Annotated in this window: 23 protein-coding genes; 11 read left to right on the forward strand and 12 right to left on the reverse strand. The window is 38.8% G+C overall.

Annotated elements, in window-relative coordinates:
* Together Q3C19_RS16110 and Q3C19_RS16115 are read left to right on the forward strand one after the other, a co-directional pair.
* The coding region (locus tag Q3C19_RS16110; RefSeq protein ID WP_302730682.1) for a TraM recognition domain-containing protein at positions 1–1,048 on the forward strand (1,048 nt) is incomplete at its 5' end.
* Between the two features lie 288 nt (positions 1,049–1,336).
* On the forward strand, positions 1,337–1,750 hold the full coding sequence (locus tag Q3C19_RS16115; RefSeq protein WP_302730714.1) for a hypothetical protein: 414 nt from the start codon (positions 1,337–1,339) through the stop codon (positions 1,748–1,750).
* A 3-nt stretch (positions 1,751–1,753) separates the two neighbouring features.
* Here the strand turns inward: Q3C19_RS16115 and Q3C19_RS16120 are convergent, their stop codons facing one another.
* The 9 genes from Q3C19_RS16120 to Q3C19_RS16160 form a co-directional block, all read right to left on the reverse strand.
* Positions 1,754–3,037, reverse strand: coding sequence for a sigma-54 dependent transcriptional regulator (locus Q3C19_RS16120; RefSeq protein ID WP_302730684.1), 1,284 nt, complete (start codon positions 3,035–3,037; stop codon positions 1,754–1,756).
* Positions 3,018–5,243: a hybrid sensor histidine kinase/response regulator gene (locus Q3C19_RS16125; RefSeq protein ID WP_302730686.1), complete on the reverse strand. Its 2,226-nt coding sequence runs from the start codon at positions 5,241–5,243 to the stop codon at positions 3,018–3,020. The genes Q3C19_RS16120 and Q3C19_RS16125 overlap by 20 nt, the downstream gene beginning before the upstream one ends.
* A 121-nt stretch (positions 5,244–5,364) precedes the next feature.
* Positions 5,365–6,144: a Cof-type HAD-IIB family hydrolase gene (locus Q3C19_RS16130; protein WP_302730687.1), complete on the reverse strand. Its 780-nt coding sequence runs from the start codon at positions 6,142–6,144 to the stop codon at positions 5,365–5,367.
* 8 nt (positions 6,145–6,152) lie between these two features.
* Positions 6,153–7,256, reverse strand: coding sequence for an alkaline phosphatase (locus Q3C19_RS16135; RefSeq protein WP_302730688.1), 1,104 nt, complete (start codon positions 7,254–7,256; stop codon positions 6,153–6,155).
* Positions 7,257–7,492: 236 nt separating this feature from the next.
* Positions 7,493–7,849 carry a CGGC domain-containing protein gene (locus Q3C19_RS16140; protein ID WP_117678393.1) on the reverse strand — a complete coding sequence of 119 codons (357 nt, stop codon included), beginning with the start codon at positions 7,847–7,849 and terminating at the stop codon, positions 7,493–7,495.
* A gap of 398 nt (positions 7,850–8,247) precedes the next feature.
* Positions 8,248–10,629, reverse strand: coding sequence for a ferrous iron transport protein B (gene feoB, locus Q3C19_RS16145; protein ID WP_302730692.1), 2,382 nt, complete (start codon positions 10,627–10,629; stop codon positions 8,248–8,250).
* Between the two features lie 133 nt (positions 10,630–10,762).
* Positions 10,763–11,095: a heavy-metal-associated domain-containing protein gene (locus Q3C19_RS16150; protein ID WP_117678376.1), complete on the reverse strand. Its 333-nt coding sequence runs from the start codon at positions 11,093–11,095 to the stop codon at positions 10,763–10,765.
* A 31-nt stretch (positions 11,096–11,126) separates the two neighbouring features.
* Positions 11,127–13,340, reverse strand: coding sequence for a TonB-dependent receptor (locus tag Q3C19_RS16155; protein ID WP_302730694.1), 2,214 nt, complete (start codon positions 13,338–13,340; stop codon positions 11,127–11,129).
* Between the two features lie 79 nt (positions 13,341–13,419).
* Positions 13,420–13,989, reverse strand: coding sequence for an AraC family transcriptional regulator (locus Q3C19_RS16160; RefSeq protein WP_302730696.1), 570 nt, complete (start codon positions 13,987–13,989; stop codon positions 13,420–13,422).
* A gap of 145 nt (positions 13,990–14,134) precedes the next feature.
* Here Q3C19_RS16160 and Q3C19_RS16165 point away from each other — a divergent pair, with 145 nt between their 5' ends.
* Entirely contained in the window at positions 14,135–15,052 is a 918-nt protein-coding gene (locus Q3C19_RS16165; RefSeq protein ID WP_117678391.1) for an AraC family transcriptional regulator, read from the forward strand.
* 296 nt (positions 15,053–15,348) lie between these two features.
* On the opposite strand, the gene Q3C19_RS16170 is transcribed toward Q3C19_RS16165, so the two are convergent.
* From Q3C19_RS16170 to Q3C19_RS16180, 3 genes are all read right to left on the reverse strand, one after another.
* Positions 15,349–16,230, reverse strand: a complete 882-nt coding sequence (locus Q3C19_RS16170; RefSeq protein ID WP_302730699.1) for a radical SAM mobile pair protein B — start codon at positions 16,228–16,230, stop codon at positions 15,349–15,351.
* On the reverse strand, positions 16,215–16,892 hold the full coding sequence (locus Q3C19_RS16175) for a radical SAM mobile pair protein A (protein WP_302730701.1): 678 nt from the start codon (positions 16,890–16,892) through the stop codon (positions 16,215–16,217). The genes Q3C19_RS16170 and Q3C19_RS16175 overlap by 16 nt, the downstream gene beginning before the upstream one ends.
* Positions 16,893–16,959: 67 nt before the next feature.
* The gene (locus Q3C19_RS16180; RefSeq protein ID WP_117678371.1) at positions 16,960–17,715 is read right to left on the reverse strand and encodes an acyl-[acyl-carrier-protein] thioesterase; all 756 of its coding nucleotides are present in this window, start codon (positions 17,713–17,715) and stop codon (positions 16,960–16,962) included.
* A 230-nt stretch (positions 17,716–17,945) separates the two neighbouring features.
* On the opposite strand from Q3C19_RS16180, the gene Q3C19_RS16185 reads away from it, so the two are divergent.
* The 8 genes from Q3C19_RS16185 to Q3C19_RS16220 all read left to right on the forward strand — a co-directional run.
* Positions 17,946–18,848 carry an NAD-dependent protein deacetylase gene (locus tag Q3C19_RS16185; protein WP_302730704.1) on the forward strand — a complete coding sequence of 301 codons (903 nt, stop codon included), beginning with the start codon at positions 17,946–17,948 and terminating at the stop codon, positions 18,846–18,848.
* A 12-nt stretch (positions 18,849–18,860) separates the two neighbouring features.
* Positions 18,861–19,277 carry a hypothetical protein gene (locus Q3C19_RS16190; RefSeq protein WP_117678369.1) on the forward strand — a complete coding sequence of 139 codons (417 nt, stop codon included), beginning with the start codon at positions 18,861–18,863 and terminating at the stop codon, positions 19,275–19,277.
* Between the two features lie 56 nt (positions 19,278–19,333).
* Entirely contained in the window at positions 19,334–19,924 is a 591-nt protein-coding gene (locus Q3C19_RS16195; RefSeq protein WP_302730706.1) for a hypothetical protein, read from the forward strand.
* Between the two features lies 1 nt (position 19,925).
* Positions 19,926–20,606 carry a hypothetical protein gene (locus tag Q3C19_RS16200; RefSeq protein ID WP_118121672.1) on the forward strand — a complete coding sequence of 227 codons (681 nt, stop codon included), beginning with the start codon at positions 19,926–19,928 and terminating at the stop codon, positions 20,604–20,606.
* On the forward strand, positions 20,603–21,178 hold the full coding sequence (locus tag Q3C19_RS16205) for a hypothetical protein (RefSeq protein WP_117678366.1): 576 nt from the start codon (positions 20,603–20,605) through the stop codon (positions 21,176–21,178). Before Q3C19_RS16200 ends, Q3C19_RS16205 begins: the two co-directional genes overlap by 4 nt.
* Positions 21,179–21,194: 16 nt before the next feature.
* Positions 21,195–22,025: a Fic family protein gene (locus tag Q3C19_RS16210; RefSeq protein ID WP_270677095.1), complete on the forward strand. Its 831-nt coding sequence runs from the start codon at positions 21,195–21,197 to the stop codon at positions 22,023–22,025.
* A gap of 24 nt (positions 22,026–22,049) precedes the next feature.
* On the forward strand, positions 22,050–22,412 hold the full coding sequence (locus tag Q3C19_RS16215; protein WP_302730712.1) for a DUF4105 domain-containing protein: 363 nt from the start codon (positions 22,050–22,052) through the stop codon (positions 22,410–22,412).
* 13 nt (positions 22,413–22,425) lie between these two features.
* Positions 22,426–23,168: DUF4105 domain-containing protein (locus tag Q3C19_RS16220; protein ID WP_368045245.1), on the forward strand; the 743-nt coding region annotated here is incomplete at its 3' end.

Genomic DNA, 23,168 nt, shown 5'->3' on the forward strand with positions numbered 1-23,168 from the left:
AATATACAAAAAAGGTATCTATTGCAGCTTCCCTCATGCCGTGGAACTGTTGAACAAACCTTACTCTGATTTGTTTACCATACTGACTTCCTATCCGGAACTGGAGAACTACCTTTCTCCTTTCATGGATGCATGGAAAGGTGGGGCTCAGGATCAGCTCCAGGGCCAGATAGCTTCCGCAAAAATTCCGCTTACCAGAATGATTTCTCCACAGCTGTACTGGGTCATGACAGGTAATGATTTTTCTCTGGACATCAATAATCCGAAGGAGCCTAAAATCCTTTGTGTGGGCAATAATCCGGACAGACAGAACATCTATTCCGCTGCGCTCGGACTGTATAATTCCAGAATCGTCAAACTGATAAACAAGAAAGGACAGCTTAAAAGTACGGTCATTATCGACGAGCTTCCTACCATCTATTTCCGAGGACTGGACAACCTGATTGCAACGGCACGTTCCAACAAGGTGGCGGTCTGTTTGGGATTTCAGGACTTCAGCCAGCTTAATCGTGACTACGGTGAAAAGGAGAGCAAGGTGATTCAAAATACAGTCGGCAACATATTCAGTGGTCAGGTAGTCGGTGAAACGGCCAAGACACTTTCCGAACGCTTCGGTAAGATTTTACAGAAACGGCAGTCCATATCTATCAACCGTCAGGATGTCTCTACATCGATTAACACCCAACTTGATTCACTGATTCCAGCATCAAAGATTTCCAACCTATCACAGGGTACGTTTGTTGGTTCCGTGTCGGATAATTTCGGTGAGAAAATAGACCAGAAGATTTTCCATGCGGAAATTATCGTGGACCATGCCAAAGTAAGTGCGGAAGAAAAGGCTTATAAAAAAATCCCGGTTATCAACACGTTCAAGGACAGTGAAGGAAATGACATCATGCTTCAGCAGATACAGCGTAATTATGACCAGATAAAGGCGGATGCCCAGGCGATCATCAACGATGAAATGGAACGTATCAAGAGTGATCCGGAACTATGTGAACGGCTGGGAATAGAAAGTGCAGAAGATGAGAAAAGAAAAGCTGAATAGATACAGAATGACAAATAAATCCTGAATCAGTTTGATTTTCAGGGAACATTCCTTATCTTTGAACTTGAAATAGAACATAACGGCGGATTACGGGATGTTTTCCGTCGATTATATACATAAGTCGCAAGAAGTCTCAGGTAGGAATCTGGTAAATTTCAAAAAACGATGACTATTGCGTGAGGCTTATGCTATACCCTATAGCGTGAGCCCATGCAAGTTATCGTTTGGGCTTTACCAGAGCCTCTACCTGAAACTACATGGGTTTCATGCTTTTTTACAGATAGAGGTATGGCAAAAATACAGATTATTATGCCCGTCACATTGGACGGATTTCTACCGAATAAAAATGAGGAACTGATGGAATGGCTCAGGACAGACCGGAACGGTTTCCCTTATTGGGAGGAGCGGGCTACATTCAACATGTATCCGCATTACGGTATGCTTGATTTGATGGATGCAAAAGAGAGACGAGACAATAACTGTACCTTCTTTATGAAAGTACAAGACGAAAAAAGTGCCGAATATGCCGGTGGAGTATTTCTCTTTCGACTCGCAGATGAACTGGTCATTTACTTGCTTCCAATATCATACAAAAGCGGGAAAAACATAACCGGAAAAATTCAATTCGGACAATGGACTTTGCGTGAGTCCAAAACATTCCGAAACAATATATGCAGACTGGTATACCGCCTTAAAGAATAAAGATTACTTCAGATCAAGTTTCTTCATTTTCTTATACAGGGCTGTACGACTGCAACCGAGTTCCGCTGCTGTCTTGCTGACATTACCATGATTTTTATCAAGCAGATTTCGTATCCTTTCCTTTTCCTGAATGATACGAATATCCGGATTGTCATTACAATCTACATTTTCCAGTCCCAAATCACAGACATCCAATAATGCATTATCTGCAACAATTACTGCACGTTTGATTTTTGCGTTCAATTCCCGTACATTACCCGGCCAGTCATACCCCAACATACATGATTTCGCTTCTTCAGTAAATCCCTCATTCTTGACACGTATTCTACCGGAATGTTCTTTTCTGAAGAATTCGGCAAGCGGAAGAATATCGTCTTTGCAATCTTTTAATGGCGGTTGAACAATTTCGAGTTCTGCAAGGCGATAATACAAATCCTCACGAAAGCGACCTTCCTCCACCGCTTTTTTCATATCCTCATTGGTAGCAGAAATAATACGTACATCCGTATGTTTCACTTTATCACTTCCTACCGGATTAAACTCCTTTTCCTGAAGGACACGCAGAAGAAGAATCTGCATGGAATACGGCATATTACCGACTTCATCCAGGAATAAGGTTCCTCCATTGGCCGTCTCAAAATGTCCTTTCCTATCAGCAACAGCTCCTGTAAAAGCTCCTTTAACTGCACCGAAAAATTCAGAAGCCTGCAAATCGTTAGGTATGCTTCCACAATTGACGGCAACAAAAGGCTTCTCACGTCTGTCACTATAACGATGTATCATCTGGGCTATCACTTCCTTACCGCTTCCGCTCGGACCAAGTATTAGGACTGAAAGTTCCGAAGGTGCCACACGACGAGCCAGTGAAGCGGCTTTTCTGGCAGCTTCACTGGTACGTTCTACAAAAGAACGCTCTTTACGTACAATAACAGGCTGCTTAAGCATACTATGCACTAATTCTATCAGTTGCTCTTGATGAACAGGCTTTTGCAAATAATCCTTAGCGCCGAGTTTGATAGCACGGACTGCATCCGTGATACAGGCATAATCTGTCATGACAATAAATGGAACTTCCATCTTAGAACGCATCATCCATTCCAGAAGGCTGATACCGTCACCTTCTGGCAGACGTACGTCTCCTAATACCATATTTACTTCATTTCTTTTTAGGATACAACGTGCGCCAGGTTCATCTATAGCCGTCAATACATCATAACCAGCCTTTTGCAGCCATTTTTCAATCAAGCCACAGAGTATCATATTGTCTTCAACTATCAGTATTTTCATATTTCTTCAGCTCATTCTCTGCTTCTTTAATTAATTTTTCAATCCACTCTATAATTTGAATGCCTTGCTCACAAATAGTTTCATCACTAGTATTCATATCGCGCAACCTTTCTTGAAAATCATGCAACATATGCTCTTTTCCTAGTATCTCCCATACAGGCATCATTCGATGTATTGTTTTTCTCATGGATTCACGATTGGTTGTCTTTATGGCTGTTTTAAGTTCCTCAATTTCTTTTCTTGATTCCATGATAACAAGAGACATCATATGTTCATAATCATCTGTACTATCCAACAAGCAGGAAAAGTCAAAATCTCCAGTTTGAGAGACTTTTATTTGAGACATAATGGTTGATAAAAAAGTAAGTAATGCATGGATGTTGAACGGCTTATGAATGCAACCCGCAAATCCTTCTTTTTCATAGATTCCGCTGTTACCATCTCCTCGGGCAGTCATAACCGCAACTGGAATGGTTCTTGAATTTCCAATATCTGAATTTCGAAGCAATCTTAACAGAGCAAACCCGTCGGTATCTGGCATTTGTACATCTGTCAGCACCATATCATAATCCGATTTCCCAAGAGCAGCCACGACTTCCTGAAAATTCCTACAGGTTGTGCAGGAAACTCCCTTACGTCCAAGCATGTCCTCCGCTATTTTTAACAATATAGGATCATCATCCACAACAAGCACATTCTTCGGTAAAATAGTTATCGAATCACTATCAGGCTTGTCCTCTTCCACAAGTTCATCCGTTTCAGGTAAAGGAATCTCAAGCCTGAAAATACTTCCCTTTCCCGGTGCGCTTTCCACAGTTATAATACCATTCAGGACTTTGACCAGTCCCTTTGTCAGGAAAAGACCTAAACCAAAGCCCTCAGAATTGACATTCTGTGCGGCACGCTCAAAGGGGACAAATATTCTTTTCTGCGTTTCCTCATCCATTCCGATACCGGTATCCTTGATTTCAATGTGCAGTTTTCCTTCCAAATATTTTGAATACAAACTTATGGTTCCTGATGGAGTAAACTTGATGGCATTAGTCAGTAAATTGGCCAGTACTTGCTCCAGTTTATCTGCATCGCCCTTTACAACAAAAGATGAATTTTGATGTTCATATTGAAGAAATAAGGCCTTTGCAACAGCCTTGCGGGAAAACTCTTCTGAGATACGTTGCAAGAAATGGCCAAGATAAAATGGCGTGTCGTTACGCAAATCACCGGCTTCATTGATCCGATAGGCATCCATCAGATCATTAACCAAATGCAGGATATGATGACAGGAATGGCGTATATCCTCCAAATATGGTTCGCGTTTCTTTTTTTCCCGTGTTTGGGAAGCCAAATCAGCACAGTTATGAATATTACCGAGAGGACCACGTATATCATGAGAAACAGTCAGAATTATTCTTTTGCGCATTTCAAGCAAATCCTCATTTTCCTGAACGGATTGCTGTAGTTTAACTTTTATCTTTTCTTCCTTACGTAAATCAGATAGTATAATGAAAAAAGAAATAACAAACAGAACGATAACAATACTTATCACTATTGCAAACAGTCGGAAAGATTTCCATATAGTCTCCGTTATTTTCTGATATTGTTCTGTAAATGACTGCTGTATTTGGTTATCAAGAGAAGAAACAAAATCATATAACTTATGGTTTAATAGCCTGTTCTGTAAACGCAGACTGTCTGCATACACTTCCATCAGATTGTTTTGCAAATCTCTAACAGAAGTAAATCTTTTATTAAATTCCTGTATTTCATTTGTAATATATGGAACTTGTACCGTCTCTTTCTTTCCAAACAGCCCGGCAATTCCTTTCTTTTTCTGTGTTATTGTCTTCATCCGAACCGACTGTGTAGCTATTACAGGTAGTTCATTAGCAAGAATACTGTCGGACTTCTCCCAAGATTGAACAGCTTGCATTATTCGGAATAGGTGCATCTCTTTCGTTTCAAGCAATGCTCGTAAAGAGTCTATTTGAACCGGAAGTAAAGAATTTACACCACTAGATTTTATTTCAATTAGAACACTATCTGTTTTAAGACGTTGATGATGGTATTTATTATAATCTGATTCATTCCACGCTAAAACAGATTCACCTAAAGTTACTAACTTAGTAATATATAAATGAGCTTTATAAATATTTTTACGGGCATATTCTGTCTCATTTATTATATTCTCTAATTTTAGAAGTTCCAAACGACTATATGACAACACCTTCCAAAATGAGAATATTATAACAACAATTAGTATATATCCTAAAAATATTTTTATTCGTAAAAAAAATCCACATTTCACCAGCTATAATATATAATAATCCTTATATAATAAAATGCTTTAATGCATTGTAAATTCCATTATCATCAACTGAAGATGTGATATAATCAGCTACCTCTTTTAAATCTTGATTTGCATTGCCCATAGCTATACCGATACCTGCCCGCTTTATGATAGGAATGTCATTTCCTCCATCACCAAAAGCCATAGTTTCTTCAATTTTAATACCGTGATGACAAGCAATCGACAACAAACCGTATCCTTTATCCACATTTTGGGCCGTAATATCAATGAAGTCTGGATACCAACGACTGGAAATGCATCCCGTAAGATGTGGCATGATTATTCTTTCTTCTGCATCAGATATAATTGGAGTCAGTTGTAGAATACGTTGTTTCAATATGGGTTCCATCGGTACATTTTCCTTTAGATTTTGGACATTCAACATTTGACGAAAAATCACATCCACCTTATCATTACTGTTATACACAGCCAAGTCGTTTTCCCCAACAACCATACAGGCAAAATTCATTTCATCTGCCAACCGCATAACAGTTAATACGTCATTTTCTGGTATAGGATTACAGGAAATAACCTCTCCCTTAACAATGCAATATGCTCCATTGGTCGTGATATACCCATCTATCAGGTGCTTGATACTGTCAATGTTATTTATCAACGATAAAGGGCGTCCTGTCGAAATATAAATTTTGATGCCTTTTTCTTTGGCTTTTGTAATGGCTTTGATTGCCGATTGCGGAATCAGATGGGTACTGAAACTTACCAGTGTCCCGTCTATGTCGAAAAAAAGTGCTTTAATCATTTCGTATATCACATATATTCATTAAACAATAATTTCTTGATATGGAAAAACAAATCAGTATTTTTGATGATACCTTGAAGATACTCAGAACCGGGTCCATAAGAAAACATGGGAATCATAGTCCCTGTATGTATCATTCCGTGCATTGCCCATTTGGCTATGACTTCATGCTTTTGCATGTTACCATCGGTGAGAACCATTCCCGAAGCCTCTGGACCTCCGACTACTATCACGAGGGTATTTCCATCTTTTTCTGCAAAATCCAAAGCAATACCTATGGCTCTATCAAGGTCTATGGTTTCCAATCCGACTAATTCTGTATTACATGCATGAGAAGCCCTGTCTATGAACATATCGCCAACCAACAGAAAAAAAACTTTGTTGGAATGGCTTAGAAAATTTATCGCGGAGCGAACCGATTCCGTAAATGTATTACCACGTCCGTGCAAAATGTCCGGCATGCTTGATTCTGATGTAAATACTGCTAATTTCCCATCACATGTATTTCCTATTCCGTCTATGCCTTTTATTATATTGTAACCCTTTCCTTTCAATTCATCGAGTAAATTTCTGTCATTCCCACTGTTTTGGAAATAACTCATTCCTCCACCGATAAAGACATCTGGAGCTTGTTTCACATAAGCTTCCGCAATATTTCTCGTTTGCATTCTGCTTTCAACATGAGCAACAAACGGAGCTATACTCCCTTCTAATAATGTATTGGCTGATACAATACCTGTTGCAAGCCCGTTTTCTGACGCATATTCGACAATGGATTTTAACGGTTTCCCGTCGGGACTGATTCCGACTGCTCCCTTACGGGTATTTCTACCCGAAGCTATAGCTGTCCCGTGAGATGGACCGTCACCATTGAAATCTGTCGATGAATTTGTTGTCATTATGCCAACAGAGTTCATACGTTCAATATTAAGAGGTGTATCACTCATAATCATACCCGTTTGCCATTGGGCAATGCTCATGCCATCACCAATAAATAGAATAATGTTCGTTTTATTCCTCGTATCATTCGATGTTTCAGCTTTCAAATAAATAGGATACGCAGCGAATGCAAATACGACCCATAATGTTTTAAGTAAATCCGAATATTTCATATATGCTCATTTTAATTTATTTGAAAAATAAAAATGTTACGCTTTCAGGATATTACCAACAAATCAAGAATGCCTGCCACTTTTGACAACTATTGTTTGTGGAGTTGTCCTGAGAGTATTATGAAATTAGTCTCAAAACCATAAATAGCCTCTACGAACGGAATAATTCTTAGAGGCTGTTAATATTTAGAATGGCTAACAAGCACATAGATAATCTTGAATGCTGCCAATCATTCTTATACATCCGTCCTTACAGGTGCGTCATGCGTATAATCCAATATGCGTATATTTTCAGGTAGATTTGTTTCCAATAAGGTTTTCATTCTTTTATGGAACGGACATGGATAACCGATAGGAGTTCCTTTCTGTATGCATGATGCAAAGGCGATTGTGTCAGCACCTTGTTCTATAAGCATCTTTGCACGTAATATGGATTTTTTACCTGGGCATCCACCGCAAGTGATGAATCCGATCACTTCAATTTCTTCATCGCAGCCTTCAAAAACGCCTTTACGTTTATTTACGGCTTTGAAACACCCACTACCCGGACAAAAATCTTCTGTCTGTTGGCATCTAATAATTCCTAACTTCATTTTTTATCTTCAATTTTATAAACAGTTAATGTAAAATCCTTGCAACTGAGCAGCAAAGACGTTTTTTCAGAATTTTTTCTGCCTTCATTGTCTTTTATTTGCAAGGAAATTAATCTTTGTAATCTACTAAATGTTATTTTTATGAATCACAAAGAAATTTACGTCATATTCCCTGATAAAAAGAATAATATCTGTTTTTTCGTTATTCTATTCCAGATGCCGATACTTCTGCTTTCAGTAGCGATGGTATCATCGTAAACACTCCAATGGTACATAATGTTCTTAATAAATTAATGCGTTTTATATCAATGTTTTAATTCTATTTGCAAAAATAAATCAGCATCTTCATTAAACTACTACCAATAATAGAGGAATGACTACCATTTTGATAACAAATACTATATCAAAAACATTACTGACCTGTACACTATAAACGTAATTACCCAAGCTACGCAAATTGTGTAGATTGCGGAATATGCAGCCCATTTCCAACTACCGCTTTCCTGTTTAATAGCAACAAAGGTGGCTATACAGGGGAAATAAAGTAATATGAATACCATATAGGCAAGTGCGGCGGCGGGTGCTACATTCTTTTGCAAGGCTTCCTGCAAATTGGTATTATTATCAGTTTCGTTTTCTGCACTGTACATAACGCCAAGTGTGCTTACTACCAATTCTTTTGCTCCAATGCCGGATAAAACACCGGTACTCATTTTCCAGTCGAATCCCAAAGGTTTGAATATGGGTTCTATGGCTTTACCGATATATCCGATGTAGGAATTCTCCTGTTGTTCGGCAGCACTGGTATAACTGTCATGACGAGGGAAATAGCCTAAAAACCAAATAATAATGGAACAAACCAAGATGATACCGCTCATTTTGTGCAGGTATTGTTTCCCTTTCTCCCATGTATGGCGAAAAACGGATTTTGCAGTGGGTATCCGGTAAGGAGGAAGCTCCATTACAAAAGGCTGGTCTTCTTCCTTAATGAACCGTCCAATGATGTTTGCAGAACAAACTGCCACGAAGATGCCTAACCCATAAAGCCCCAACAAAACCAAACTGGCATAACGTGGAAAAAATACGCCTGCCATCAGAATATATAAAGGCAAACGTCCTGTGCATGACATAAATGGAATGATAAACATTGTTATCAATCTGCTTCTCCGGCTCTCAATGGTACGTGTTGCCATAACAGCCGGGACATTGCAACCGAATCCCATAATCATTGGAATAAACGATTTTCCGTGAAGTCCGATACGATGCATGATTTTATCCATAATGAAAGCGGCACGTGCCATATAGCCTGAATCTTCGAGTAATGAAATGAACAGGTAAAGTATCATTATGTTGGGAAGGAACACCAATACGCTACCCACGCCACCGATAATGCCATCAACTATCAAATCTTTTAATATTCCGTCTGGCATGTATATGGAAATCCAATCACCGAATTGTCCTACGAGCCATTCGATCCATTTCATCGGGTATTCGCCCAAAGTAAATGTACCTTGAAAAATCAGATAGAGCAGAAAGAAAAACAGTGGGAATGCAAGCCAACGGTTAGTGACAATTGCATCAATCTTGTCTGTTTTGCTCCGTTTAGATGGTTCTTTCAAGAATGCGGGAGTATAAGTTTCTTTCAATGCGCCTTGGATAAATGCATATTTAGCATCCACAATGACAGTTTCCATAGAAGTATGCAGTAACCCTTCTATACGTTTCCGTTCTTCAAAACGGGTTGCAATGACTTCATCCCGGCAAGAAAGGCTTTCCACTACATTTTCGATGTCCTTGTCCCTTTCCAAATACTTAATGGCAAGGAAACGGGTAGAATATTTATGACGGATGCCTTCGTTTCGCTGAATAAGCAATTGAATGCGCCGGATACTTGTTTCAAGTTCTTCACCATGATTAATGTGGATGTGCCTGCACAATATGGGCTGCTTCTTTTCATATACGTGAATGATGGTATCGAATAGGTGTTTTATTCCTTCCCCCGTCTTACTGACGGTTGGAACAATCGGGACACCCAATAACTGTCCCAATCGTTCTATGTCCAGTTTGTCACCCCGATTACGAAATTCATCATACATGTTCAGGGCCATCACTACACGCAAGTCCATGTCGATGACCTGGGTTGTAAGGTAAAGGTTACGTTCCAAATTTGAACTATCCACAACGTTGAGAACAATATCAGGGATTTCTTCTACAAGGCTTTTACGTACGTAAAGTTCTTCGGGACTATAAGCCGAAATGGAATACGTGCCGGGTAAATCCACCAATGTAAACCGATAACCGCCATACTCGAATATCCCTTCCTTGGCATCTACAGTCACACCGCTATAGTTCCCAACATGTTCGTGTGCGCCGGAAGCGATGTTAAACAATGATGTTTTCCCACAATTCGGATTGCCAACCAATGCCACCCGTATCGAATGCTTCCGCTCTGCCACCATACGTTCCATTTCTTTTTCAAGAAATTCCGCATCATCACAGTAAGAAGCATCAATAGAAAGTTCCTGATTTTGTTTATGTACAAAGTTCTTGGCTTCTTTTTCACTCACGACTTCGATGTTGTCCGCCTCTTCCCGCCGCAGCGAAATTTTGTAACCGATAATCTCATATTCTATCGGGTCTTGCAACGGCGCGTTCAATATGACTTTTACCCGTTTTCCGAATACAAATCCCATTTCAGTTATCCGTTTTTGGAAACTGCCACGACCATGTATCTTAACAATTATCCCGCTTTCACCCGTATGTAAATCTGACAATTTCATATTCGTCCTTTCTTTAATATAAAACCGGACGGTACTTTCTGAACAACTTAAGCACCGTCCAAAGTTTTTCGCTTTACCAATGGTTCAAATTATCTTATCCAAAGCTCCTATTTATACAATATCCATCATCCATTTATTTTGACGGTTCTTTTTTATTGTCTTTCGTGTTATGGAACGGTGTCACGGTATACCCCAGTTTGCGGATGGCCACTTTCAGTTTGTCGGGCGTAGTCTTGTCCTTGCGGTATTTAATGGTAACGGTTTTTTGAGGGAGGTTCACATCAAGTCCGGTTACCCCTTTCTCGAAGGAAATGTTATCCTCGATGCGTTTCTGGCAGTTCTCGCAAGTCATTGATACGAGGAATGTCACTTCAGCTTTCTTGTTTTCTTTCACGTCCTTTGCCGAAACGCCAGATGACAATCCCAGCAAAAGCAAGGCTGTCAGCAAGATTGTTTTTGTTTTCATTGTTTTCTATTTGTTTTTTAGTTTTACTTGATTACATTTTGGGAATATTGTAACGGATGCCCGCATAAAGCTTGTATCCCATTGTCGGTCCCCATACCATTGTCGCGTCAAAATCCGGGCTGTACGGGTCTCCTGCCGATACAATCGGATTCTTTTGCTTATAGTTTGTCAGGTTCTCGCCACCCACATAAATGTTCCATCGGCGGAAACGGCGTGTGACTTGTGCGCTCAGCAGGGTGTACGAGGGGAAGGTGTAGTTCCACAGCGGATGTTCCGCATCGGGTGCCGGCATACGCCCTCCACCATTGAACTGAACGGTAACGTCGAACTGCCATTTCTTCAACGATGTTTCATAGGAAGCCGTAACTAACGCTTTGTAACGACTGGTGAGCGGCTTACGCAGGGTTCTATCGCCATACGTGCACTTTACGTCCATCCAGCGATAGGCTCCCAGCAGGGTAAAACCACGGAACAGTGGATAGGTGACATCTATCTGGAATACACTTGAAGTGGATTTCCCATTCAGATTGTAGAAATAGATGCCGTGTGTATCCTTGTCCATATCAATTACTACTTGATTCTGAAAATCCGTATAGAACCATTCTGCGTTTACGGTCAGTTCTTCACTTTTTATTGGGATATGGAAAGACGCGCTGATTCCATAATTCCATGCTTCTTCCTGCTTCAGGTCGTCGGCGATATGCCACGTTCGGTTGCTTGCGAGCAGGTAACTGTTTTCGGGAAAGATGAAGGTGGTGCGATAACCTTTTCCGGCGGAAGCCCGTAAATCAAGCCAATGGACAGGAGCATATTTGAGGTGCATACGGGGAGTGACGAACCAATGGTGTAAGATGCTGTAATCTGTGCGCAGTCCCAACATCCACGTGAAGTTCTCCACAGGTGTCCACGTGTATTCGGCGTATGCGCCCGCCACACTCTCGCTTACGTTACGTTCCTGTGGTCGGTAGCGTTCGATGACATTGCCCCGTTGCGAATAGTTGTCCCAGTTGTAGTTCAAGCCTGCCGCCAGCTTGTGTCTGTCACCAAATTCGCTTTCATAAAGCAGGGAGGCGTAGATATTCGATTCATATACGTTATATATCTTGTCCGCATAGTTTGATTGCTGGTCGTGGTACGAGCCTGACACAATAACCGCCACGCTTTCATTCCGGTCTTGATTGAGGATAAATCCGTTCTTCGAGAAAAGCTCTACACGGTTGGCGTCGTTATTAATGGTGTAGGGAATGAAATTTTCATCATCATGTAACGTGTGGGAGGTCTGTCCGCTTGTACGGCGGTCAGCGAGCACTTTGATGCCCGACTGCGACACAAACCTGGGTGTTTGATAATGCCAACGGTTCATTACGCTGAACGACTGCATTTCCGGCATATCCAGAAACGTATCCTTGTTCTTGTCGTGTGTCCGTTCCTCGTTGTAATAATTCAGGAATAAAGCAGTGGAAAGACGGTCGTTAAGCTCTACGGCTCCCACGGCATTTCCTTCGTAACGCCCCGTACTGTTGGCGAAAAGATTGACCAACAGCGGATCCGCCACTTTCGGCTTCTTGTATTCCACGTCAATCTGCCCCGTTACGGACTCGTATCCGTTCTTCACCGAAGCAGCTCCTTTGGAAACCTGTATGCTCTGCATCCACGGTCCGGGTATGTAGTCAAGCCCATATGTGGAAGCCACACCACGTAGGTTTGGAAAATTCTCCGTAAGCATCTGCACGTATGTACCTGCCAATCCGAGAAGCTGGATTTGTTTGGCTCCCGTCACGGCATCACTGTAGGCCACATCCACCGAAGGATTCGTCTCGAAACTCTCTGAAAGATTGCAGCAGGCGGCACGTGTCAGGGCTTGCGAGGTCACGCTTTCTGTATTCAGCACATTGCTGCGGTTCTTGATTGTCCCGGTGCCTCCTGCCGTTACGACTACCTCTTCCAGTTCCGTACTCGGACTCATCACCAGAATCTGTATATCATCAGGACGTTCCATTGTATAAATCAGTGCGTTAAATCCTACATAAGCAGCTCTCAATTGTTTTATTTCTTCCGATACGGATAACTCGAAATATCCGTCCTCGTTTGTCACTGCTGTATGTTTGTCTTCATCATACACATATGCGCCGGGAAGAGGTGTTCCTTCCTTGTCAAGTACATATCCTTTGACTGTCCTGTCCGCAGCCCAAAGATTTCCGCATCCTATGCAAGTAACAACCATCCATATCAAAAACTTTTTCATAAAATCAGTATTCTTTAATTTTCATGTGCAAAGGTAAAAGGCAAATCAGAGCGGGTTGTTACATTATTATGGATATGATTTATATCTCGTCAAGTGGTTTCAACTTATTCCCTTTCATCATTTTGAATTGGGTGGGTGACAGTCCCGTTTGAGATTTGAATTGCGTACTCAAATGGGCTACACTCGAATAATGCAGTTTGTCTGCGATTTCACTGACACTCAGTTCATCATATACGAGCAGTTCTTTCACCAGTTCTATTTTCTGTGCAAGGTAATATTTCTCAATAGTGATGCCCCTCATTTCGGTAAACAGTTTACTGAGTGCACTGTATTCCTTGTGGCATTTGTCTTGCAGATAGTCGGACAGGTTCATCTTCTCCTGATATTCTGGATGGCGGACGAATTCAATTACACCAACACGGACTTGTTCAATAACACGCACCCGTTTGTTGTCAATCACCTCAAAGCCATATTCCTCAAGTTGGTGGCGGATAATGGCTTCTTTTTCTTTTATGAGTGGTGCGGATAGTATGACCGTCCCTAACTCCACGTTTACAGGAGTGATGCCATTTTTCTTAAAAATATTTGAGACAGTCAGGATACACCGCCGACAGACCATATTTTTAATGTAGATAATGTCTTTTTCCATATAATATATTCCTTCAAAATAAAAACAAAAATAAGAACAAATCCACGCAACATGGTTGCAAAAATGCGCATAATACCTTCTTTTTACCGACAATTCTGTCTCTTTTTTGAAAAAGGGAATTACCTTTGTATCAAAAAGCTATAAAATGAGAAGTAAAGACACCTACGGCATATATAACAGCAATACGGCAGAGCATATCTCTTTGTTGAAATATTCCAAAAGTTCGTGTGGCGTGGACTTTCTGCTGAATACGGCTGAAAGCATGGAAAAACGTGGCTGGTTCGATACGGACAAACGGTACAGGACTGATTTCTTCGAATTCTATTTCTTCCGCAAGGCAGAGGGATATCTTTTTCTGGCAGGCGAACGGATAGACTTACATCCCGATATGTTGCTCGTCATCTCACCTTTTCAACTGCAGGAGTGGCACGTGGAGATAGATAAACTGGAATATACGTTCCTGGTGTTTCAGGAGGAATTCGTGAACCAGTTCTTGTCCGACAAGTATTTCATGTACCGCCTGCTCTATTGCTACCAACACGATTATCCCACATGGTTTGATCTGACAGAGGAAGAAGTCCGCCCGTTGCTCAATCTGCTTGGGAACATGAAAAAGGAACTACGTGAGCCGATAGCCGACAGCTATCATCTGATTGTGGCCTACCTCTACCAATTCCTCCTATTGCTCAACCGCGTTTATGCCCGCCGCTTCCATTTGCCGTTTGCCCTGCCGCTGAACAATTACGCCTATCAGTACAAGCAACTCTTGGAAAAGAACATCTGCAACAAGACGCGTGTGGCAGACTATGCCGAGATGATGGGCATCAGCCGGGTGTCGCTCAACAAGGCCGTGATGCGTGAGTTCGGTCTGTCGGCAGTGCATCTGCTGAAACAACGTCTTTTGCAAGAGGTAAAGAACGACTTGCTTTTCTCCAATCTTTCCGTCAAGGAAATCGCTTTCCGTTTACATTTTTCTGAGCCCAACCATCTGATGCGTTTCTTCAAACAGATGACAGGGCAGACGATTAGTGAGTTCCTCACCGAAATAAATCGGGAAGAATAGTGGTACTTATAACTTGTTGATAATTCTAATGCGTTCCGATAAGATCCGGAAACAGCTATGATAGCACCAATCTGTCAGGATAAGCGTCATCATTGGGTGACGAAACAATCAATCGGTGCTAATAAATTTGAGCACAGTGATGTCAACACTCGTATCCCCAATAAACCACTGTCATTGTTGGCGACAATGTCAATCGGCGTGGGTTGTCCTTATCGCGGATTTTTGTTCATACCTGATGTGAGATATCATCAGGTCCGGGCTCATCTTTGACCATATCCATTATCCTTTTACGGCATTCACCCTTTGTTTTTGAGCCTGATTTTCTCATGATAGAAATAGTTCACGATGACAGGTTTGCCTTTTTCGGAGCGTCCGTAAGGCAAATCGTTCACCCGATAGGGAAAGCCTTGTGTTTGTGCATACTGGGATATGTCCTGTTCCAAAGCCTGCCAGTAATCAAGTTTTTTCTTGTTGTATATCTCTTCGTACAACGGAAAGAGTTCGGGATGTTTCTCACGAATATACGTCATTATTCCTCCTTTGAATTGTCCACGCAGGTTCAGATTTTCAAGCCATATCAAATCGGCATAATTTTTCACCTCCCCAATAATCGCCTTCACATCGGTTATTCCCGGAAATATGGGTGAAACGAAACATACGGTACGGATGCCTGCCTCATAGACTTGACGCATCGCTTTCAGGCGACGTTCTATGCTCACGGCATTGTCCATATCCATGCGGAACCGCTCATCAAGCGTATTGACCGACCACGATACCGTTACTTTAGGAAAACCTTTCAATAGATCGAGGTCACGCAGGACGAGGTCGGACTTCGTACAAACCATAATCTCGGCATTACTTCCATGTAGTTCTTCGAGCAATTTACGCGTACGACGGAAAGATTCTTCATACGGATTGTAACCATCCGTCACAGAACCTATCACAATACGCTCGCCATCATATTTGTGTGGATTCGTTATCGGTTTCCAATTCTTCACGTCCAGGAATGCTCCCCACGGTTCGGTATGTCCAGTGAAACGTTTCATGAACGAGGCGTAGCAATATTTGCAGGCATGTGGACAGCCTACGTAGGGATTGACCGAATACCCGCCGACCGGCAGCGAAGATTTGGTCATGACACTCTGTACATCTATTTCTCTGATTATTTCCTTTTCCATATTTTTTCTATAAATTGTTCTGGTAGCTCTTGAATCATTCGGTCTTCTCCCATGATAGGCAAAAGGTCTTCTTTCATAAATACTGGAATGTGATTTCTTTTCGCCTGTTCTACAATATGAAGTACCCACTCTGGATTGGCATCTACTTTCCCTTTCCTTTTGCCTGTTTCCGTTCCTATAACAATCCATTCGTAACCCTCCAAATCTATCTCACCCACATCCTCAAAGAGAGGTTCAAAAGTAGCATGATAATGTTTAGAGCGAATGTGAGCTTTTAATTCCTTCAGCCGTTTCTTCTCGGAAGCCCTAGTCACAGTAACTCCCATCCATACGTTTTCATCGTCAGTTTGAAAGTCGATTCGTTCAGGACGCTTCGTCAAAAAGATATACGCATGTTGAGGATTCATCGCTATACGTTCAAATATTTCTTCTTTCCAGGCTGTTTCCCAATCAGAGAAGTCACTCATACCGGTAAGTAGCCAAACGTGTGATTTAGGATTATCCATCAGATACAATTTACGATTCATATATTGAGGGACAGAGAAGTCATCAGTCATGTGAAACCGCTTGCAGTTATTTCTTGCATAACAATAGTTGCATCCAATAGTACAACCAATTACAAGGTTCATGTTTTTAATTAGTGATTTGATACATAAACTCATTTTCTTTTTACTTTTTTAATGTAAATATCAGTATAATACAATATTAAAAAATAATCAATATTAGTTACTATTCTATTTCTCCGAAAAAAAATTTAGCCTTACATGTTACTTCATTTGTCAAGTGCTTTCTGATTTCAAACAAATGTTTATTGTCAGAAATATCTAGTTCATAATAATTGTCAAGTAAATCCCCATAAAGAGCTTCGGAATGATATGATATTTCAAAACGTTTGATTCTTCTAGTTTTAAGTAAATCTATAGAAATAAGATTTAGCATACGTTCAATATAATGCATTGAATTGCAATGTCCGTTAATATCTACATCGGTATATTGTACAGACGAACTCTGAACTGGAGTTTTGGCTTTGATATTTATCTTGCTCGGACCATCTATCGGACATTCTTGTTCGGCAGCAAGATAATCATAGATTATACCATCACCCAAGTTTGCTAAATTAACGGGATTACGTGAACTCATATCAATCATAGACCAAACACTTCTTGCATATCCGATAATTTTTCCATTCATATTCCGAATGATAAAATTTCTTTTTGAAAAAAAATTCATTACGTTTTCCAACCAAGTGTCGATATAAAACCATTCATTTTGTGTAGGATACTCGCTACATTCTAATGCAAGACGAGATAAAACCCACGTATAATGATTCTTATTGAGAAAATTCATTCCAAATCCACATTCTTCAGCGTGAATTCCCGCAGCATTTAGAAGTTGATTACCTAAATGGTTAAGCATTAATCTACCGGCAAAATCCATTTGAGAAGATTCCGCTAAAAATTTATATGAACCTACATTTAAACTCATAATTCAATCTTTTAATAGGTGCAAATAACGGAAAATTCCAATAGATATTTCCTACCAATATAGTATCAGATAAGACCAATTTGATAACTACAAAGTTAAATAATAGTAGTTTTACTAAAGCTCTAATATTAGTCCAAATTATCAAATTGGTATATTTTGATTTTTATTTGGTAGGATGTATCAAACTTGTCTCACATACCTTTGTAATCGAATAATAAAACTTATCAAATATGGTATTACAAGAAGACATTAATTTATTGAAAGAAAAAATTGAGCAAGCAGATTCTATAGTTGTTGGAGGTGCATCAGGGATGTCTGCTGCTTCCGGATTCATTTTTTATTATCAGGAAGATGACGTTTTTAAATCATTGGCAGGCTCATTGGCAAAAAAATATAACCGCCACAACATGTTTGATCTATTTTACGACCAACGTCCATCCAGAGGAGAACAATGGGCATTGATGTTACGTACCATTAAATACGTGTATGAATGCCAAACAGGAGAAACTTATATTGATTTAGCCAAACTTTTAAATGGCAAGAATTATTATATTGCCACAACAAATCAAGACGCACAATTCTATCGTGTATTTCCTGAAGAAAGAATTACACGCATACAAGGAGACTGGCGTTATTGGCAGTGTGGCCGTCCATGTCATGACAAAATATATTACAATAAAGAAGAGACTTTTAAACTATATGAAAAAATAGAAAATGATGCTCTGCCCGATAATCTGATTCCTCGCTGCCCACATTGTGGTGCAGAACTGGCTCCATGGGTACGTTCGTACACTTTTCTACAGGGAGAATTCTATCGTCAAGAAATGAAACGATATATGGAATTTTTACGTTCTAATGCACATCGCAATACGTTATTTTTAGAGTTAGGAGTAGGAATGATGACACCAATGTTTATCAAAGAGCCTTTTATGAATATGGTTTATCAGTGGCCCAATGCATTTTATGTTACACTGAACCCACAGCATGCTATCATCCCCAAAGAAATAAAAAAGAAAAGTCTTGCCATCAGCGATGACATCGCCATCACACTCAAGCAACTGCTCGGCGAATCAACCATTGGAATGAAAGGTTTTGACGCTAAGGAGGCGTTCAACCCCTCAAGAGTTTATTAATCGGAAAAAATCATGAATAAAGGAATGATAAGAACAACAAAAGTCCTGCTGTGGCTTCTGAGTATTACAGGAGTTATTTATGCTCTGAAAATGTATGGCGTATTACCCCTGCCCCATCCAGAATGTATGCTAAAGAAAGTACACGTTGTGTTAGGAGTGATAACTCTTGTAACAAGCTTATGGCATTGTATTGATCATAGGAAATGGTACAAAGCTTGGTTAAAGGGCAGGATAAGAAACAATATGCAAGAGGTTATTCTTACCAAGTGGACAACCGGCTTCTTTGCTTTAATGATAGGCGTGCTGTTATTAGACTGGATATGGCCTTCAAAATTATATGCAACCATCCACATCATTACGGCTTTCATTTGGATAGCTGTCGCTGCTAGACATTGCAAAAGCAAGAGTAGAAGGGAAAATAATTGCTAAAGTAACCAGCAGAAATCTGGATGTTACTATTGAAATTAATTTAATAAAAGAAACAGATGAAAATAGAGCGATTTAAAGAAGAAGACATAGTAGAAGCCAAAAAATTAGCAAAACAGGCATGGTATTGGTTTTACGAGGGCTTTACAGATGATTACGTCCAGCAAATAGCTGAATGCATCCTCCGTCATAATTTCACCGATGAGGATTTATCGTTTAAAATATTCGACGACGAAGGAATGAAAGGACTAATATTTGGCACCCGCAAAAGGAAAACGGTTGATTTGTCCAATTGGGTGAGCGCACAATGCAAAATGATGTCACCACAAGAGAAAGAGTTGCTTATAAGGTTGAATGATTATATGGATGAAGCTGACCAAAACACACTTGCAATAATGGCTGATGATGATGTTAAGCTATCATTGTTTGTCAGTATTAAGAAAGGATGTGGAAAGGAACTTTTAAATGCGGCTACTAAAGAATTCCATAAACATAAATTCAAAAGAATATTTTTATGGACAGATACATCTTGTGATTACAACTATTATCCTACTCACGGATTCACATTGGCAACTGAATACCGTGATTGGCATTATTCCACTGAAAAGACAGACTATTTAACTTACATTTATTGGAAACCTATTAAATAAAATGGATAAAATAAAACAAGCAATACAAGCTATTAAACAATCCGATGCTTTGCTAATCGGAGCAAGCAACGGATTGTCCATCGCTGAAGGATATCATATTTTTGCCGATAACGAAATGTTTCATATACAGTTTGGCGATTTCCAACAAATGTACGGAATCCGCAATGTTATCGAAGGCTGTTTTTACCAATATCCCAATGAGGCTATGAGAGAAAAATTTCTAAAACGACTAGTACAATATTGGGTGAAAGATTACAAACCTTCGAAAGTAATGAAAGACTTGTTGTCCATTGTAGATAATAAAGATTACTTTATTTTAACTTCAAATGCAGACACACATCTAGAGCTTTCTGGTTTTGCCTCTGATAATGTATTCGAATTAGAGGGTACATTTGAAGATATGTTATTGAAGCGTCCAATACAAAACAAGAATAAAGAAACAAATGCCTTTCTCAACAAGTATCACAACAAGCGTATAGTTATTCTGGAACTAGGAATAGGTAGCCGTAACCGCTTGATAAAAATGCCGCTAATGCAATTAGCAGCACAAGAACCTCAAGCAACATATATTACACTTAATCTTCCTCATGAAATATATATACCAGAAGAGATTATGCATAAATCTATAGGACTAGAAGGAGATATTGCACAAACTCTTCATAAATTAGCAGTACTGAAATGAAAATACCAGAAAAAATAATTAAAACTCTTCCAGATAATATTAAGGAACCATTCATGTATTGGAGGAATTACTTAGAAAAAAATATTTCCTTTAATCTGACAGGATCAGATATACATACTAAAGAACATGCAGAAAGAGTTTTACTATACGCTTTACTTATCGGCAATCAAATATTAGACAATACTCGTGATGAACTGACAGCATTGGCTCATGCAGCTATCTTTCATGATACGAAAAGATTAGATGACTGGTTAGATGTAGGACATGGAGCACGGGCTGCAGCTTATTACTTGAAGTTTTGTGATGAAAATACAAATATCACTTACTTGGATACTGCTTATCTGATAATGAAATATCATGATTATGATGACAATTATGGTAAAGAAGCCATAAGAAAAACCTGTATAAAAAAGACAGAGCAAGTGATTCAAGTTTATCAGATATTTAAAGATGCAGATGCTCTCGACCGCTTCCGACTTGGACCAACAGCTTTAGATGCACGTTTTCTTCGTACCCAAGCTGCTACTGAATTAATAAACTTTGCCCAAGAAGTAGTAAAACAAACTAGTTAAAATACTTACCATAAAAATGTACCGTAATAATTTATCGGGAGAAATGGCTTTCAAATCGTTTCTTCCAACACCACTTTCAGACATACAGATAATTCATACCGAAAAGATAGATAATCTTATTCGAAATGTAGAAAAGGCAATATATAATTTAAATACTTATTCTGATGGACTATCAGAAAAGCAGATTCAGCAACTTATAAAACAAGAGGCTGAATACTCTTGTAAATTGGCTTTAGATGGTTTACTGTTACCTTTTGAATTTGCAATAAATACGACATCCGAACTTGAAGAAGATACTAAAAATCTTCTTCAAGCCATTCATTATGTGCTTCAAGTCAAAGAAGAATTACCTTTAAGTGCCCGTATGTTGAAAAATGCACATTATCTAATATGTAACAATGAAAAATATAATAAGAAATACCCTGGAGATTTCCGCACTTCTCCTATCTGGATAGGTAAAAAAGGATGTATCTTAAAGGATGCATTGTTTATACCCCCTATTTATGAAGATATGATTGAAGCTTTTTCTGAACTTGAACATTTTATTAATTATAACAGAACAGAAAATGTATTTATACGCGCAGCTTTAATACACTATCAATTTGAAACAATTCATCCATTTATAGATGCCAATGGAAGAGTTGGAAGATTACTAAATACACTCTATCTTATTGAGAATGGAATAATTAAAAAGCCTGTATTGAAATGGTCAGAGATCCTTTGGGAACAAAGGAATCATTATTATTCAGAGCTTCAATACACACATGAAACAGGTATATTTGAAAATTGGATTATTTTCTTTTTGACAACTATAAATGAAGCTATTCAAAGAACATTATGTTTCTAATTATTAATCAAACATATAATCTATATGTTATCTACCATAAATAAAGTACTATTTTACTTAGTAGCATTATTTATAATATTCCCTTATAAGGTTTCAGCACAACATCAAGACAGTATACTCATTAGTTTACTGACATGTTCACCAGGAAATAAAATCTACACCTTGTTTGGGCATAACGGATTACGATACCAAAATCTAACTCGTAATATAGATATAGTTTTTAATTATGGAGTGTTTGATTTTGATACCCCAAACTTTATTTATCGTTTTATTAAAGGAGATACAGATTATCAATTAGGAATTACAACTTATCATGAATTTGAAAATGAATACCTATCAAGAGGATCATCTATATATAGCCAAGAACTTAATTTAACAAAAAAATGAAAAATATATTTTAGTGAAATCACTTGAAAAAAACTTTCTACCTGAAAATAGATATTTTCGTTATAATTATTTTTACAACAATTGTTCCACATGCGCATTTGAACAAATAGAGAAATGTGTACAAGGAGAAGTAATTACTCCTCAAAGCTCAAAGAACAATATCTCATTTAGAAGTATTATACATGAATTTACTAAGCCCTCTCCTTGGGCGGAATTAGGTATTGATTTATGTTTAGGTGCTGAATCTGATGACCCCATTGAATACAGGAAACAAATATTTGCACCTTTCTATTTACGTGATCTCATGAATAGTTCACATATATTAGATAAAGATAGTGTTTTACGTCCATTAGTTAATCAAGAAATAAAAATTAAAAGTGGAAGAAGTATAGAATTTAAGACTCAAATTACTCCATTATCAGTATTCTCTATTTTTTTATTACTAAATATACTTATAGCTTATCTGCAAATAAAACAACAAAAAAGATTTTACTTTTGGGATATTATATTATATGGCTTACAAGGTGGAATAGGATGTATAATTACGTTTCTATTTTTCATTTCATCTCATCCAACAGTGAACTCAAATTGGTTAATATTTATTTTTAACCCATTACCATTAATTTATCTTCCTAGAATCATATATTGCGACATTAATAAAAAAAATGACATTTTTTTTGTTTTCAACTCCATAATCATGTTTTTGTTTTTATTAATAACTCCATTTATCAATACTTCGGTAAATTTTTACCGATA

This window comes from Bacteroides sp. ET489 (assembly GCF_030518095.1).
Classification (GTDB): domain Bacteria; phylum Bacteroidota; class Bacteroidia; order Bacteroidales; family Bacteroidaceae; genus Bacteroides; species Bacteroides ndongoniae.

Bases quoted from the DNA above. Each gene is read 5' to 3' on its own strand.
- Q3C19_RS16115 (WP_302730714.1), top strand. From the start codon at position 1,337: ATGGCAAAAATACAGATTATTATGCCCGTCACATTGGACGGATTTCTA.
- Q3C19_RS16120 (WP_302730684.1), bottom strand. From the start codon at position 3,037: ATGAAAATACTGATAGTTGAAGACAATATGATACTCTGTGGCTTGATT.
- Q3C19_RS16130 (WP_302730687.1), bottom strand. From the start codon at position 6,144: ATGATTAAAGCACTTTTTTTCGACATAGACGGGACACTGGTAAGTTTC.
- Q3C19_RS16135 (WP_302730688.1), bottom strand. From the start codon at position 7,256: ATGAAATATTCGGATTTACTTAAAACATTATGGGTCGTATTTGCATTC.
- Q3C19_RS16140 (WP_117678393.1), bottom strand. From the start codon at position 7,849: ATGAAGTTAGGAATTATTAGATGCCAACAGACAGAAGATTTTTGTCCG.
- feoB (WP_302730692.1), bottom strand. From the start codon at position 10,629: ATGAAATTGTCAGATTTACATACGGGTGAAAGCGGGATAATTGTTAAG.
- Q3C19_RS16150 (WP_117678376.1), bottom strand. From the start codon at position 11,095: ATGAAAACAAAAACAATCTTGCTGACAGCCTTGCTTTTGCTGGGATTG.
- Q3C19_RS16155 (WP_302730694.1), bottom strand. From the start codon at position 13,340: ATGAAAAAGTTTTTGATATGGATGGTTGTTACTTGCATAGGATGCGGA.
- Q3C19_RS16160 (WP_302730696.1), bottom strand. From the start codon at position 13,989: ATGGAAAAAGACATTATCTACATTAAAAATATGGTCTGTCGGCGGTGT.
- Q3C19_RS16165 (WP_117678391.1), top strand. From the start codon at position 14,135: ATGAGAAGTAAAGACACCTACGGCATATATAACAGCAATACGGCAGAG.
- Q3C19_RS16170 (WP_302730699.1), bottom strand. From the start codon at position 16,230: ATGGAAAAGGAAATAATCAGAGAAATAGATGTACAGAGTGTCATGACC.
- Q3C19_RS16175 (WP_302730701.1), bottom strand. From the start codon at position 16,892: ATGAGTTTATGTATCAAATCACTAATTAAAAACATGAACCTTGTAATT.
- Q3C19_RS16180 (WP_117678371.1), bottom strand. From the start codon at position 17,715: ATGAGTTTAAATGTAGGTTCATATAAATTTTTAGCGGAATCTTCTCAA.
- Q3C19_RS16185 (WP_302730704.1), top strand. From the start codon at position 17,946: ATGGTATTACAAGAAGACATTAATTTATTGAAAGAAAAAATTGAGCAA.
- Q3C19_RS16190 (WP_117678369.1), top strand. From the start codon at position 18,861: ATGAATAAAGGAATGATAAGAACAACAAAAGTCCTGCTGTGGCTTCTG.
- Q3C19_RS16195 (WP_302730706.1), top strand. From the start codon at position 19,334: ATGAAAATAGAGCGATTTAAAGAAGAAGACATAGTAGAAGCCAAAAAA.
- Q3C19_RS16200 (WP_118121672.1), top strand. From the start codon at position 19,926: ATGGATAAAATAAAACAAGCAATACAAGCTATTAAACAATCCGATGCT.
- Q3C19_RS16205 (WP_117678366.1), top strand. From the start codon at position 20,603: ATGAAAATACCAGAAAAAATAATTAAAACTCTTCCAGATAATATTAAG.
- Q3C19_RS16210 (WP_270677095.1), top strand. From the start codon at position 21,195: ATGTACCGTAATAATTTATCGGGAGAAATGGCTTTCAAATCGTTTCTT.
- Q3C19_RS16215 (WP_302730712.1), top strand. From the start codon at position 22,050: ATGTTATCTACCATAAATAAAGTACTATTTTACTTAGTAGCATTATTT.